17 protein-coding genes and 2 pseudogenes are annotated in these 14,335 nt (G+C 46.2%); 16 read left to right on the forward strand and 3 right to left on the reverse strand.

Translation table 11 applies throughout. The annotated features are described in order from the left end of the window. Window positions 1–293 precede the first annotated feature (293 nt). The 3 genes and pseudogenes from DK423_RS02645 to cspE all read left to right on the forward strand — a co-directional run bounded on the left by DK423_RS02645 (window position 294) and on the right by cspE (window position 1,794). Window positions 294–542 (forward strand): BRO-N domain-containing protein, encoded by a 249-nt coding sequence (locus DK423_RS02645; RefSeq protein WP_081111347.1) that lies wholly within the window; start codon window positions 294–296, stop codon window positions 540–542. Further along, window positions 460–1,086 (forward strand): annotated as a pseudogene (locus DK423_RS02650) (inorganic pyrophosphatase); the annotation flags it as partial. The gene DK423_RS02645 and the pseudogene DK423_RS02650, both read left to right, overlap by 83 nt. Before the next feature lie 498 nt (window positions 1,087–1,584). Then, window positions 1,585–1,794 (forward strand): transcription antiterminator/RNA stability regulator CspE, encoded by a 210-nt coding sequence (gene cspE / locus DK423_RS02655; RefSeq protein WP_005558523.1) that lies wholly within the window; start codon window positions 1,585–1,587, stop codon window positions 1,792–1,794. A gap of 101 nt (window positions 1,795–1,895) precedes the next feature. Here cspE and rbsK read toward each other — a convergent pair whose 3' ends face one another. Then, window positions 1,896–2,828: a ribokinase gene (gene rbsK, locus DK423_RS02660; RefSeq protein ID WP_005558525.1), complete on the reverse strand. Its 933-nt coding sequence runs from the start codon at window positions 2,826–2,828 to the stop codon at window positions 1,896–1,898. A 192-nt stretch (window positions 2,829–3,020) separates the two neighbouring features. Further along, window positions 3,021–3,440, reverse strand: a pseudogene (gene rbsD / locus DK423_RS02665) (D-ribose pyranase). Window positions 3,441–3,663: 223 nt separating this feature from the next. On the opposite strand from rbsD, the gene rppH reads away from it, so the two are divergent. The 8 genes from rppH to hemN all read left to right on the forward strand — a co-directional run bounded on the left by rppH (window position 3,664) and on the right by hemN (window position 10,065). Next, window positions 3,664–4,263: an RNA pyrophosphohydrolase gene (gene rppH / locus DK423_RS02670; protein ID WP_005558535.1), complete on the forward strand. Its 600-nt coding sequence runs from the start codon at window positions 3,664–3,666 to the stop codon at window positions 4,261–4,263. 2 nt (window positions 4,264–4,265) lie between these two features. Continuing rightward, window positions 4,266–5,063 carry a sulfite exporter TauE/SafE family protein gene (locus DK423_RS02675; RefSeq protein ID WP_061885999.1) on the forward strand — a complete coding sequence of 266 codons (798 nt, stop codon included), beginning with the start codon at window positions 4,266–4,268 and terminating at the stop codon, window positions 5,061–5,063. Between the two features lie 8 nt (window positions 5,064–5,071). Beyond that, window positions 5,072–5,869: a prolipoprotein diacylglyceryl transferase gene (gene lgt / locus DK423_RS02680; protein WP_005558540.1), complete on the forward strand. Its 798-nt coding sequence runs from the start codon at window positions 5,072–5,074 to the stop codon at window positions 5,867–5,869. Continuing rightward, window positions 5,866–6,717, forward strand: coding sequence for a thymidylate synthase (locus DK423_RS02685; protein WP_005558542.1), 852 nt, complete (start codon window positions 5,866–5,868; stop codon window positions 6,715–6,717). The genes lgt and DK423_RS02685 overlap by 4 nt, the downstream gene beginning before the upstream one ends. A gap of 325 nt (window positions 6,718–7,042) precedes the next feature. Beyond that, window positions 7,043–7,570 (forward strand): tRNA adenosine(34) deaminase TadA, encoded by a 528-nt coding sequence (gene tadA / locus DK423_RS02695; RefSeq protein WP_005558544.1) that lies wholly within the window; start codon window positions 7,043–7,045, stop codon window positions 7,568–7,570. 100 nt (window positions 7,571–7,670) lie between these two features. Continuing rightward, complete coding sequence (gene yihI, locus DK423_RS02700) at window positions 7,671–8,231, forward strand: Der GTPase-activating protein YihI (RefSeq protein ID WP_005558546.1); 561 nt, start codon at window positions 7,671–7,673, stop codon at window positions 8,229–8,231. A gap of 12 nt (window positions 8,232–8,243) precedes the next feature. Further along, window positions 8,244–8,678, forward strand: coding sequence for a DUF2489 domain-containing protein (locus tag DK423_RS02705; protein ID WP_005558548.1), 435 nt, complete (start codon window positions 8,244–8,246; stop codon window positions 8,676–8,678). Between the two features lie 19 nt (window positions 8,679–8,697). Further along, window positions 8,698–10,065, forward strand: coding sequence for an oxygen-independent coproporphyrinogen III oxidase (gene hemN / locus DK423_RS02710; protein WP_005558550.1), 1,368 nt, complete (start codon window positions 8,698–8,700; stop codon window positions 10,063–10,065). Between the two features lie 75 nt (window positions 10,066–10,140). Here hemN and DK423_RS02715 read toward each other — a convergent pair whose 3' ends face one another. Then, the gene (locus tag DK423_RS02715; RefSeq protein WP_005558551.1) at window positions 10,141–10,584 is read right to left on the reverse strand and encodes a hypothetical protein; all 444 of its coding nucleotides are present in this window, start codon (window positions 10,582–10,584) and stop codon (window positions 10,141–10,143) included. Between the two features lie 173 nt (window positions 10,585–10,757). Between DK423_RS02715 and tpiA the strand changes: the two genes are divergently transcribed. The 5 genes from tpiA (at window position 10,758) to menC (ending at window position 14,271) form a co-directional block, all read left to right on the forward strand. After that, a complete protein-coding gene (gene tpiA / locus DK423_RS02720; RefSeq protein WP_005704363.1) occupies window positions 10,758–11,549 on the forward strand; it encodes a triose-phosphate isomerase in 792 nt (263 codons plus the stop codon). Between the two features lie 112 nt (window positions 11,550–11,661). Beyond that, on the forward strand, window positions 11,662–12,519 hold the full coding sequence (gene menB, locus DK423_RS02725) for a 1,4-dihydroxy-2-naphthoyl-CoA synthase (RefSeq protein ID WP_005558555.1): 858 nt from the start codon (window positions 11,662–11,664) through the stop codon (window positions 12,517–12,519). Window positions 12,520–12,558: 39 nt separating this feature from the next. Continuing rightward, window positions 12,559–12,978: a nucleotidyltransferase substrate binding protein gene (locus tag DK423_RS02730; protein WP_005558558.1), complete on the forward strand. Its 420-nt coding sequence runs from the start codon at window positions 12,559–12,561 to the stop codon at window positions 12,976–12,978. Further along, entirely contained in the window at window positions 12,960–13,289 is a 330-nt protein-coding gene (locus tag DK423_RS02735; protein ID WP_061886850.1) for a nucleotidyltransferase domain-containing protein, read from the forward strand. The genes DK423_RS02730 and DK423_RS02735 overlap by 19 nt, the downstream gene beginning before the upstream one ends. Beyond that, the gene (gene menC / locus DK423_RS02740; RefSeq protein ID WP_005558562.1) at window positions 13,270–14,271 is read left to right on the forward strand and encodes an o-succinylbenzoate synthase; all 1,002 of its coding nucleotides are present in this window, start codon (window positions 13,270–13,272) and stop codon (window positions 14,269–14,271) included. The genes DK423_RS02735 and menC overlap by 20 nt, the downstream gene beginning before the upstream one ends. The last annotated feature ends 64 nt before the right edge of the window (window positions 14,272–14,335 follow it).

The following is a 14,335-nucleotide window of genomic DNA, read 5'->3' on the forward strand; positions in this document are numbered from 1 at the left end:
TAAAAGCCTGTTTACAAAACAGGCTTTTTTTATTAATATCCCCCTTAAGGCGTCAGAAACCTAAATCACAAGCGGAAATCCGCACCCGTCAGACAAGCGGTTTTTTTATGTCCAAAATTTGAGATCACTTTCTCGCCATTAAAAAGTGATTTTAGAAAACTCAATGTCGAGAGGGCGGAGAATACAATACCCTAAAGGGGAATAATCCCGGCCGAACTTGTGACGGTTTCTGAACCTCTCGGCGCCCTATATGGGCCAATTAAACTTCAGAAAACAATCACAGGAGGCATTCTATGTCTAATCAATCTCAATTATCCACATTCAGCTTTGAATCAAATTCTATCCGAACTCTAGCCATTAATAATGAGCCTTGGTTTATTGCTAAGGATCTTTGCAATACGTTAAAAATCTCTAACGTAAGCGATGCATTATTAAAGTTAGATGATGACGAAAAAGCGACTATCGGTTTATGCACTATCGGTTACCCAGGACATTATCGCATTAGGGCGAGAGGTAGAAACGGCAAAGCTTGCTCAAAATAGCGATAATTACAGCACTGATAATGTTATTTCTTTAAATACGAATAACAAAATCAGCAATAAAAAATCTAATCCATTAGAAATTATTGAAAATGGTATTTATGCAATATCTTCAACTATTGGCATGAAGCCTAATGTTTGTGTAATCGCCGGGGACGTTTGGAAAGTTTTAAAAGAAAATGAAATTATCTTAGAGCGCATTAAATATACCCGCACCGGTATTTTAACCCCGGAAATATTTGCCGAGCTAATAGGCGTTAAGAATGTAAAAATTGGCGAAGCAGTACAACAGGTCGGCGGAAAGTTAGAAAAAATCTGGTCTAATTGTATTATCCTTGCCTATGTATCCGAGAAAGCAAAAAATAATAAAGGCAACATTTTTGACCCGTCTTACGGTTATACAGTAAGACGCAGTAAAGGGTTGTTTGTTGATACCTATTTTGAGCACGGTGGGAAGGTTCAGGTTGTGCGTTGTACTGATATTTATAAACCGCACTTATTGGGTAAATCAGCAGGCTATCTAATCAAGGATTGCCTTGCCGGTTAAAATCGTTCAAAATAGCCTCATTTAGAGGCTATTTTCATTTTTTCCCCAAGCCCGCGCCAAGAGGTTAGATTTTCTAAAAATACCCCGGAATCAGGTTGAATTATGTTGAATTTAGCGGACGAAAGGTTATATTGTAGGCAATCAGTTTAATGACTTTGTAAAATAGTACCCATTTAGGTACCCAATTCAATAATATCTATTTTATTTTTATTTGTTTATCAAATGGTTGTTTGTTTAGTTTGGTTGTGATTATCGCCGAAAGCTGATTAGACAAGCATGTAAATTCAACAAAATAGATTGTTTTTATTTCCCGGTTGTGTTCTAATGCGCTCCACGCTAGATAATCACTTCAGTAAGTTAGTTATTTCGGTTCTTCCTCATTCAAGTTTTAAATTTGCGCTTTGAAGATTCTATTTATCCATCTCTGTTTAAGTCAAATCGCTAGCGGTTCATGCTTTTGCAAGCATATAATTTCATTACTTTAAGAAGGAAGACAACATGTCTAAATTAAATGGCACCGTAAAATGGTTTAACTCCACAAAAGGCTTTGGTTTTATTGCTCCTACGGATGGTTCAAAAGATGTATTCGTACATTTCTCCGGCATCGTCGGTAACAATTTCCGTACCTTAAACGAAGGCGACCGTGTGGCGTATAACGTACAGGATTCCCAACGCGGTCCGACAGCGGTTGAAGTTGAAGTGGTTTAATTGACACATTTCCCAACGAAATTAGCCCTTTATTTAAAGGGCTAATTTTTTATCTATCGAATGGCTATGCATTAAAAACGCCGAGAAAAAACACCGCACTTTTAAGTCTGCTGTGCCAGGAAATCCAAGGTTTCCGCACGATGCGGAATCGAAGGCTGAGCGCCTTCACGGGTAACGCCGATTGCCGCCGCTGCGTGGGCAAAACGAATAGCGTCCGTTAATGTTTTTCCTTCTAGCAAGGCAACTACCAAGGCGCCGTTGAAGGTATCGCCTGCCGCCGTGGTGTCTTTTGCTTTCACGCGAAAACCGCCGATAATTTTCCCCTGACCATTTTCACTGACATAAACCCCTTTGGCACCCAAGGTAATCAGCACGATTTGCACACCAAACTGATGGAGTTTTTCTGCCGCCTGCGCCGCCGAGATCTCATCTTCCACTTTAATGCCCGTCAGGATTTCCGCTTCCGTTTCATTCGGCGTAATCATGTATAACCGATGGAACAATTCTTCCGGTAATGCTTGCGCCGGCGCAGGGTTAAGAATCACTTTCGTGCCCTGTTGTTGTTCGATTTGCGCCGCCAGGCAAATTGCCGAAAGGGGCGTTTCAAGCTGCATTAACAACGCATCCGCTTGTTGAATATGTGCGGCATAACGGGAAACGATATGTTCGTCCAAATAAGCATTGGCACCGGCGCTAATCACAATGCTGTTCTCGCCGCTGTCCGCCACTTGAATCATGGCGACACCGGTCATTTCCTGTTCAATTTGAGTCATGGTCGCCGTGTTAATGCCGTCGCTTGCAAAAGCGGCTTTCATAGCGTGACCAATATCATCGTTGCCGATGCAGGCGATAAAATCCACCTGCGTATTTTGATCCTTTAATCGCGCGGCGGCTACCGCCTGATTGGCACCTTTACCGCCGTAAGCAATGCGGTAACCGGCGCCGCGTAAGGTTTCACCGGCACGGGCAAAACGCGGGACACGAATCACATGATCGGCATTAACACTGCCGAGCACAACAAGTTTGGCGCACATAATTCCTCCTCTGAAAAGGAACGCACAGCGCGCTCCTCAAAAACGTTTGTAAAAACGACCGCACTTTTGCCGATAAACTGACTGTTGCACAACACAGCGACATCATCGCAACGCTGAAAAATTTCGTTAGTGCGGTAAAAAATATACACAATTCCGCTGATTTTTAACAGAAGTTGCTGTATTACGCCTCCGTTAAAACGGTACGCCGGAGTACAAAATAATGTTAGCGTATGGCGAGCATTCGCCGCTGCGCACGATGGTTTTGCTTTGTGCAGTGGCGTGTTTGAACTCCTCGTGGCTAACGTATTCCACGGCGATTCGGTTACCTTGTTGCTGTTCCGGTTTATTCAAGCGGGCTAAAAGTGCGGTCAGCATTTCGGGATTTTTTTCTTGGATTTCCTGCGCCGGTAATACCCGTTCGACAAACATCTCACTGACGATGGCATCTAAGTAGGCGAGGAAACTTAGGATGTTTTTGGTTAAGGCGAGATCGATATTTTCAACTTAGGTGGGGATCGGCAGACCCGCGTCGCAGAGGGTTAAACCGTCGGTGTGCCCCGGCGTGGCAATGCAATGAGAGCGTTGGGCGTTGAGGATTATGGTTTTTTTCATCACCACTCCTTTTGATAAATTAACATGCAATGAATGTAAATGTAGAAGAAATCGCCAAAAAGCGAAAATGGATAAACCGGGTTTTGTGAAGTGGATCAAAAAATGGCGTGGGGATTTGCCGCTTCGTTTTTGCCGTTTTATAAGAATAAGTTGTGCTAACGGGCAGTTTGTGAAACAATTCACCGTTGTTTGAATTTAGAAGATTAAAAGTAAGGATACGATAGTGATCGACTCCGATGGCTACCGTCCGAATGTAGGCATTGTTATTTGCAACAATAAGGGGCAAGTGCTGTGGGCGAAGAGATACGGACAAAACTCCTGGCAATTTCCGCAGGGCGGGATTAATTGTAGTGAAACGCCCGAGCAGGCGATGTATCGCGAATTGTTTGAGGAGGTGGGTTTAACACGCAAAGATGTGCGGGTGCTGCATGCTTCCAAACATTGGTTACGTTATAAGTTGCCGAAACGTTTGTTGCGTTCTGATTCTAAACCAATGTGTATCGGACAAAAACAACGTTGGTTTTTACTGGAACTCATCGGCGACAGCAAAAATATTAATATGCAATGCAGCAAAATCCCGGAATTCGACGGTTGGCGTTGGGTCAGTTTTTGGTATCCGGTGCGTCAGGTGGTGTCTTTCAAAAAAGAAGTATATCGCAAAGCCATGAAGGAATTCGCCTCGGTGTTATTTGATGAAAATAACAACAGTTTATTGCAACCGACGGAGCCAAGTGTGTCGGAAGAAAATAGGCGCGTTTCCCCGTCGAAAAAACACAACAATGCCAAACAGTCAAAACGCCCATCATATAAGTACAAAGGATAATTATGTTAACCTTTCTTCTCTTCTGCTTACTTGCCGGTTGTATCGCCGGCTTTTTAGCCGGTTTATTCGGCATCGGCGGCGGGTTGGTGATTGTGCCGATGTTGGTGTATTTATTGCCTATCGTCGGTGTGCCCGATTCGCTGCTCATGCCAACCGCACTTGGTACTTCTTTTGCCACCATTGTGATTACCGCCTTTTCCTCCGCGCAACGGCACCACAAACTGGGCAACATTGTGTGGTCAACTTTAAAATATTTTGCGCCCGCCTTAATGATCAGCGCTTTTGTCTCCGGTCAATATATCAGCAAATTACCACATGCAATTTCCAGTAAATTATTCGCCTGTTTAGTGATGTATTTGGCGGCAAAAATGGTGCTTTCCATTAAACAAAAACACATTGATCCCAATAAGAAAATCACCCCGTTAGCCTCCATTATCGGTGGCGGCCTCATCGGTATGGCAGCCAGCGTGGCGGGCATCGGCGGCGGCGGGTTTATCGTGCCGTTTTTAAACTCGCGCAACGTGGATATTAAAAAAGCCATCGGCACTTCCGCTTTCTGCGGAATGCTAATGGGCATTGCCGGCATGTTAAGTTTTATGGTGAGCGGCTGGCACGCGCCGGGTATGCCGCCGTATTCCATCGGTTTTGTGTATTTGCCTGCGGTGTTGGGCATTACCGTGACCTCATTTTTTACTTCCAAACTCGGCGCCAATGCCACCAATAAACTGCCGGTGCCGACCTTGAAGAAAGCCTTTGCCGCCTTTTTAATTGTGGTGGCGATAAATATGTTGTTGAAATAAGGAAAGTTATGAATTCAGATTATCTTATATTGCCCCATTTCGACCCCGCCATTTTTGAATTCGGTCCTATCGGTTTGCGCTGGTATGGCTTGATGTACCTGCTCGGGTTTATTTTCGCCCGCTGGTTAGGCGTGCGTCGCGCAAAACAACCGAACAGCGGCTGGACCGTGGAGCAAGTGGATTCCCTGTTATTTAACGGTTTCATGGGCGTATTTCTGGGCGGACGTATCGGCGATGTGTTCTTCTATAATCTCGACCATTTCCTGCAAGATCCGCTGTATTTATTCCGCGTTTGGGAAGGCGGCATGTCCTTCCATGGCGGGCTAATCGGTGTGATTATTGCTATGATTCTCACGTCCAAAGCGCAAAAACGCAATTTCTGGGCGACGGCGGATTTTGTGGCGCCGTTAATTCCTTTCGGCTTGGGCATGGGGCGTATAGGTAACTTCATTAACCTGGAATTGTGGGGGCGCCAAACGGACGTGCCTTGGGCGATGATTTTCCCGACGGATCCGTTGCTGCTGCCGCGTCATCCGTCACAGCTATATGAAGCCTTTCTGGAAGGGCTGGTGTTATTCCTGATTCTCAATTGGTTTATTCGTAAACCGCGCCCGATGGGTTCCGTCGCGGGCTTGTTCCTTATCGGTTACGGCTGCTTCCGCTTTATTATCGAATACGTGCGCGAGCCGGATGTGGAGCTGTTCCTTGATGTGATCACGCGCGGTCAACTCCTTTGCCTGCCGATGATTCTCGGCGGCATGTTAATCATGCTTTGGGCATACAACAAAAGTGCGGTGAAAAAATGAAACAATATTTAGATTTGTGCCGACGCATTATTGACGAAAGCGTCTGGGTGGAAAACGAACGTACCGGCAAACGCTGCCTAACGGTGATTAACGCCAACTTGACGTACGACGTGGCGAACAACCAATTCCCGCTGATTACCACCCGCAAAAGCTACTGGAAAGCCGCCATCGCCGAATTTTTAGGCTATATTCGCGGCTATGACAATGCCGCCGATTTCCGTAAACTCGGTACCAAGACCTGGGACGCCAACGCCAACGAAAACCAAGCCTGGTTAAACAACCCGCACCGCAAAGGCACCGACGACATGGGGCGCGTGTATGGCGTGCAGGGCAGAAGCTGGCGCAAACCGAACGGCGAGCATTTGGATCAGCTACGCAAAATCGTCAACAACCTGAGCAAAGGCATCGACGATCGCGGCGAGATTTTGACGTTCTACAACCCGGGCGAATTTGATCTGGGCTGCTTGCGTCCTTGTATGCACACCCACACTTTTTCTCTGCTCGGCGACACCCTTTACCTCACCAGCTACCAACGCTCCTGCGATGTGCCGCTCGGCTTGAATTTCAACCAAATCCAAGTGTTCACGTTTCTTGCTTTGATGGCGCAAATTACCGGCAAAAAAGCAGGACAGGCGTTCCACCAAATCGTCAACGCGCACATTTACGAGGACCAGCTGGAACTTATGCGCGACGTGCAATTAAAACGCGAGCCGTTCCCGTCGCCGACGCTGGAAATTAATCCGGACATCAAATCCCTGGAAGACCTGGAAACCTGGGTTACTATGGATGACTTTAAAGTCACGGGCTACCAATGCCACGAACCGATTAAATATCCGTTTTCCGTATAACGAGAAAGTGCGGTTGGTTTTTTAAGATGTTTTTTTATTTTCCTCTCGCCCGCTTGCGGGAGAGAGACCGACGAAAATTGTATTCAGCAATTTTTGTCAGAGAGAGGGGAGGCGAAAGTTATTTTCCCTCTCCCTCCGAAAATCCCACGGATTTTCTCCACCCAATACTCGCTTCGCTCGCCCCTTCGGGGTCGTTGGCAGAGCCAACGCTCAAATGCAAGCATTTGTCCCGCAAGCGGGCGAGGAGAAAATGAGCGTCAATCGCGAGGAAAATAAAAAAACACCTTAAAAACCGACCGCACTTTAACCCCAAATGAACTCAACCATGACTGAATCCCAAATCTACCTTGACGAGAAATTTATGCGCCATGCCCTGATGTTGGCGGAGAAAGCCGAAGCCTTGGGCGAAATTCCCGTGGGGGCGGTGTTGGTGAGCGAGGGGGGCGAGATTATCGGCGAAGGTTGGAATTTATCCATTATCCATTCCGACCCCACCGCACACGCGGAAATCGTCGCGTTGCGTCAAGGCGGACAAAAGCTGCAAAATTATCGCCTGCTGAACACCACCTTATACGTCACCCTTGAGCCTTGCACTATGTGCGCCGGAGCGATTTTACACAGCCGTATTAAACGCTTGGTGTTCGGCGCTGCCGATTACAAAACCGGCGCGGTGGGTTCCCGTTTTCATTTTTTCGATGATTACAAAATGAATCACGCTATCGAAATCACCGCCGGTGTGTTGCAGCAAGAATGCAGCGAAAAACTCAGCGCTTTCTTTCAAAAACGCCGTGCACAGCAAAAAGTGGCGAAATTGGCGCTACAAGCAACTGCCGAAACCGCTTCGGACGCTTAAAAGTGCGGTGCTTTTCAGGCGCGTTTTTAATACCCCTCGTTAAATTGCCCGTAGAGTGATACAATCGCCGGTCAATTTTATTAGCCAAAAGAGATCATTTATGTCCCGTCAGAAAAAGACCCGTCGCCTTACGGATATTATGCCGGCCCGCAAATCCGATAAGAAACCGGAGCAACCTCATTCAGGTCGCAAAGCCACACGTTATGAACTCGACGCGAAAGCGCGTGAAGAAAAGAAAAAGCGTAAACACAAAGGCTTGAGTTCGGGCTCTCGTCACAGTGCGGCGGAAAATAAAAATGCCGAACAGGTAAAAGAAGCGCAGGATCCGCGTCTCGGCAGCTGTAAAAAAGTGCCGTTAATAGTGGAATTTGTGAATAAACCGCAAAAAGCACCAACCACTTCCGCCGCGAAACCCGAACCGAAAGCAAAATTGGATCCGATGCTGGAATTGGAACAGTTGGAAAATAACGAATGCTTAAATCAGTTGTTGGATCAATTAGATGAAGGCAAAAAATTGTCTGCCGAGGATCAACGATTTGTGGATGAATGTTTGGCACGCGTCGAGCAATTAATGACCGAATTGGGTATTGCGGAAGATGAGGAAAATGACGAAGATTTATACCGCACTTTCGAGCGAATCGACATCAATCAATTCAAATAAACGTTTTAGATTATGTGGAAAATCCTTTTACTCATTGCGGCCGTGTGTATTGTTGCCGGCATGATCGGCTATGCCGTGTATTTATTACTCGCCTTGCAAAAGCAGAAAAAAGCCTTGCAGCAGGCGCGCCGAAACCGTATCAATCGCATTAAAGAAAGCCTTGAAATTATTGTCAAAGCTATGTTGAGCAGTGATTGTAATTTGTCGGAAGGCGTGCTGCGTTTGAAAATGTTGCTGGAGCCTGTGGGCATGGCGCTTAAACATTATCCTGCCATGTGGCAATTGTATGAAACGGTGGAAGATATGCCCACCCACGATGAGCGTAAAGAATTGAAAAAGAACGAAAGAATGCGCCTGGATTTGCACCGCGAAAGCGCTGAAGCGGAACTTGAAAGTAAAATTAAATTAGAATTAAATCGGCTGTTGACCGATATTCAAACGTTATAAAAAGTGGGGGAAAAATGTAATGTCCGAGATTATTTGGGATTTAGCATTAATTCAGAAATATAACCAATCCGGTCCGCGTTATACCTCTTATCCGACGGCGCTGGAATTTAGCGAAAATTACACCAATGAAGACTTCATTGCAGCGGCGCAACGTTACCTCGAGCGCCCGCTGTCCTTATATGTCCATATTCCGTTTTGCCACAAACTTTGCTATTTCTGTGCTTGTAATAAACTCATCACACGCCATCAGCACAAAGCGGATATTTATTTGGATTTTCTGGAAAGGGAAATAAAAGTGCGGTCGAAATTATTTGCAGATCGTATGGCAACCCAAATGCACTGGGGCGGTGGCACGCCGACGTATTTAACTGAAGCGCAATCTTCCCGCTTAATGCAAATGTTACGCGATCATTTCAATATCGCCGACAACGCGGAAATCAGCATTGAAATGGATCCCCGTGAAATCGAACTTTCCATGCTTAAACATTTGCGTCACATCGGTTTCAACCGTATCAGCATGGGTGTGCAGGATTTCAACAAAGAGGTACAGAAAGCGGTCAATCGCGAGCAGGATGAGGATTTTGTCAACGCGCTGTTGGTGCGCGCCCGCGAGCTGGGTTTTCAATCCACCAATCTGGATTTGATTTACGGTTTGCCGTTCCAAACTGTTGACGGTTTTATGTTCACGTTGCAAAAAGTGATTGAACTCAACCCCGATCGCCTAAGCGTATTCAACTACGCTCATTTGCCGAGCCGTTTTGCCGGACAGGCGAAAATCAAGGATTGGCAGTTGCCGAAACCGTCAGCAAAACTGGAAATTCTGCAAAAAACCATCGAAACCTTGGGGAACGCCGGCTACAAATTTATCGGCATGGATCATTTCGCCAAACCCGATGACGAACTTGCCATTGCGCAACAAAAAGGCGTGCTGCACCGCAATTTCCAAGGCTACACTACGCAGGAAGAATGTGATTTGCTGGGTTTGGGCGTGTCGGCAATCAGTCTGCTCGGCGACACTTACGCACAAAATCAAAAAGACTTAAAAGCCTATTATACGGCGGTAGATACGCACGGCATTGCATTACACAAAGGCTTCGCCATGACGCAAGAAGATTGCCTGCGTCGTGATGTGATTAAGCAATTGATTTGTAACTTTAAACTCGCTTACGTGCCGATCGAACAACAATATAATATTCATTTCAAACAACATTTCGCCGAAGATTTAGCACTGCTGGCGCCTTTAGCCGCCGACGGTTTACTGGACATCGGCGAAGCCCAAATCACCGTTTCCGCCAAAGGGCGTTTGTTGATTCGCAATATTTGTTTGTGCTTCGACACCTATTCCCGCGCACAAGCCAAACAACAGCAGTTTTCGCGGATTATTTAGGGTGTAGGTTCGCCCTTACGTCAACAAAAGTGCGGTGGAAATTCATTGTAAATTTCCACCGCACTTTTTCTCTCATCAGCCTGCCAAATTCAATTCAAACACCGATTTTTTCGGGTTTAGGCGGAAGCCTTCCTGTTCCAGCAAATGATGTTGTTGCCTGTCCTGTTCTACCACCAAGCGGGTGGATTGGGTGTAGCTGACGAATTCTTTGGCTTTGGCGATAAGTGCGGTGTAAATGTCGTTCGTTTGATTGCCGTCGCGCACGAAAATATCCGTTAATTGCCAGTAACGTTGTAATTGAAGCGAGGAAAGGCGGGGGTAAAGCTGAATAAAACCGACTGCCTGTTGGGATTGATCGAGCGCGAGGAAAAAAATACTTTCGCCGAAGCGAATACGATTGGAAAGAAAGGTAAGCGTCCGTTCGGGGTTTTCCGCCATGCCGTGGGAAAGACGGTATGCCTCAAATAGCGGCAGGAGTGTTTCTACGTTCCATTGTTCAGCTTTGAAAATTTTAATCATGGGCAATTGGTCATTTTTTGTTAAATTTATACAGTAGATTGTATCTTTTTACCCCAAAAGAATCATCTGTTGCAAAGAAAATTTTTTAGAACGGTGATTTTTTTACCGAAAAAGCGGGCAATTTTTGTTATAGTAGGCGCAGTTTTTTATTCAATTAAATTAAGGAGAAAAAAATGGCTCGTCGTCCTTTAGTTATGGGTAACTGGAAATTAAACGGTAGCAAAGCGTTCACCAGAGAATTAATTACCGGTTTGAAGGAAGAATTGCACGGTGTAACCGGTTGTGATGTGGCAATTGCCCCGCCGGTGATGTATTTGGCGGAAGCGGAAAAATTATTATCTAACTGCGGTTGCAGCTGCGGTGGCGAAAATATCATTCAATTAGGCGCACAAAACGTTGATGTGAACGTGAAAGGCGCATTCACCGGTGACATTTCTACCGAAATGTTAAAAGATTTCGGCGCGAAATATATCATTATCGGTCACTCCGAACGTCGTACTTATCACAAAGAAAGTGATGAATTCGTGGCGAAAAAATTCGGCGCGTTAAAAGAAGCGGGCTTGGTGCCGGTGTTGTGTATCGGTGAATCCGAAGCGGAAAACGAAGCGGGCAAAACCGAAGAAGTGTGCGCCCGTCAAATTGACGCGGTGATTAACCTGTTAGGCGTGGAAGCCTTTAACGGCGCGGTAATTGCTTACGAACCGATTTGGGCAATCGGCACCGGCAAATCCGCCACTCCGGCACAGGCGCAAGCGGTACACGCGTTCATTCGCGGTCATATCGCGAAAAAATCCCAAGCGGTTGCCGACCAAGTGATTATTCAATACGGTGGTTCCGTAAACGATGCCAACGCGGCGGAATTGTTCACCCAACCGGATATTGACGGTGCATTGGTGGGCGGCGCGTCCTTAAAAGCTCCGGCATTTGCGGTCATCGTAAAAGCGGCGGCAAAAGCGAAAAATTAATTTCCTTTCTTCTGCTCAGGGTCGGTCAATGCCGACCCTTTTCATTTTCAGATTTCACAAACTTCCGCTATAATGACCGCACTTTTTTAACCTTAATTTACAGGAATTTCTCATGCAAAATCCAAAAGATGATGTGCTTTACGCGCCGGTAGAATGGAACGATCACAGTGCGGGCTACACCGATATTCGTTACCACAAATCCACCGACGGCATTGCCAAAATCACCATCAACCGCCCGGAAGTGCGCAACGCGTTCCGTCCGCAAACCGTGAAAGAAATGATTAACGCCTTTGCCGACGCGCGTTTCGACGAAAAAATCGGCATCATCGTGTTGACCGGCGAAGGAGAAAAAGCGTTCTGTTCCGGCGGCGACCAAAAAGTGCGCGGCGACTACGGCGGCTACAAAGACGACAGCGGCGTACATCATTTGAACGTCTTGGATTTTCAACGCGACATCCGCACCTGCCCGAAACCGGTAGTGGCGATGGTGTCGGGTTATGCCATCGGTGGCGGTCATGTGTTACACATGATGTGCGATCTCACCATTTCCGCCGATAACGCCATTTACGGGCAAACCGGACCGAAAGTAGGGTCTTTCGACGGCGGCTGGGGCGCAAGCTACATGGCGCGTATCGTCGGTCAGAAAAAAGCGCGCGAAATCTGGTTCCTGTGCCGTCAATACAATGCGCAGGAAGCCTTGGATATGGGCTTGGTGAACACCGTTGTGCCTTATGCCGAGCTGGAAAAAGAAACCGTGCGCTGGTGTCGTGAAATGTTACGCAACAGCCCGATTGCCTTACGTTGCCTGAAAGCGGCGTTAAATGCGGATTGCGACGGTCAATCCGGCTTGCAGGAACTCGCCGGCAACGCCACCATGTTGTTCTACATGACCGAAGAAGGGCAGGAAGGGCGCAACGCCTTCAACGAAAAACGCGCTCCGGATTTCGGCAAGTTCAAACGTAATCCATAATTTCCCTGCTTCGTACGGTTAACTCATTAGGAATAGAATATGCAGCAAGATGATGTTCGTTGGAAACAACGCTTTGAAAATTATAAGCGAGCGTTAAATCAACTTGAAACCGCACTTCATGAGTATGCAGATACCAACCTTGATATTATTAAGGAAGGCATTATTCAGCGTTTTGAGTTTACCCATGAACTGGCATGGAAATTAATGCAAGATATTTTACAGGCGGAAGGTGTTGCGGATATTTTGGGTTCCCGTACCACCACTCGCATGGCGTTTAATCGCGGATTGATTCAACAAGGTGATATATGGCTTGAAATGGTGAAAAGTCGAAATATCACCGTACATACCTATGATGAAAAAATCCTGGCTCAAGAGTTTAGTAAAATTATGACACTTTATTTACCCCTTTTTCTTCAATTTAAACAACGGGTTGAAAAATTATGTCAAAATTTGGATTAAGCGATAAATCCATTGAGCAGATCCATTCGATTTTGAGAAAATATCCTGAGATTGAAACGGCAGTTATTTATGGTTCCAGAGCGAAGGGAAACTATCGGGAAGGTTCCGATGTTGATTTAACCTTAAAAGGTGAAAATCTTACTTATTCTGTGTTGTTGAAGATTGCGGGTGAATTAGATGATTCCTATTCGCCGTATTTATTTGATTTATCTATTTATCATCAACTGTCAAATCCTGATTTCATTGAACATATTGATCGTGTAGGTCAAGTCTTTTATCAAAGAGAAAACTATGACGAATCGAAGTTATAATCTTTACCGCTATTCCATTCCCGTCGATTCCCAACTGATTTTACGTAATCGTTTTTTGAAAAAACGCGAGGGCTTATTGGTGAAAGTTTGCTGTGGGCAAAATGAAGGTTGGGGCGAAATTGCGCCGTTGCCGGAATTTAGCCGTGAAACCTTGGACGAAGCGCAAGCGCAGGCGATCGAATGGCTGGAGAAATGGGATCAATCCCGCAGCTGCAATGTGAAATTGGAACTCACACCGGATTTATACCCTTCCGTGGCGTTCGGTTTAAGTTGTGCGTTGGTGGAAATGAAAGGCAGATTGGGCGATGAGGGGAATTATCAGGTGGCGCCGTTGTGTTATGGCGATCCCGACGAATTGTATGAGCCGTTGGATCAAATGCAGGGCGAAAAGGTCGCCAAAATTAAAGTGGGCATGTATGAAGCCAACCGCGATGGTATGATTGCGGATATGTTGTTGGAAGCCATTCCCGATTTGCAACTTCGCTTGGATGCCAACCGTAGCTGGACGCCGGCCAAAGCGCAGCTTTTCGCCAAATATGTGAAGCCCGAGCATCGTGCGCGTATCCAATTTTTGGAAGAACCGTGCAAAACTCGTGAAGAAAGCCGTCAATTTGCCGCCGAAACGGGCATTAATATCGCCTGGGATGAAAGCGTGCGCGAGCCTGATTTTTGTGTGGAAAAAGAACCGCACTTGGCGGCGATTGTGATTAAACCGACCTTGGTGGGCTCTATCGAACGCTGTGCCGCATTGATTGAACAGGCGCACGCACTGGGAATTAAAGCGGTGATCAGTTCCGGTATCGAAAGCAGTTTCGGGCTGACTCAACTGGCGCGCATGGCGCAACAATATACGCCGAATGTTACGCCGGGGTTGGATACGTTAAGTTTAATGGATTATCAATTGGTGAGACGCTGGCCGGGTTCCGATTTGCCTTTGGTGGGATTGGATTCCGAATTTGTTAGCGTAGTTAAAGTAGATTAAAAGTGCGGTGGGTTTTCGCGACGTTTTACAGATTCATGCAGTCGAAAAGTGGAAAATCCTTAGT

Source organism: Aggregatibacter actinomycetemcomitans (genome assembly GCF_003130205.1).
In the GTDB taxonomy this organism is placed as follows: domain Bacteria; phylum Pseudomonadota; class Gammaproteobacteria; order Enterobacterales; family Pasteurellaceae; genus Aggregatibacter; species Aggregatibacter actinomycetemcomitans_A.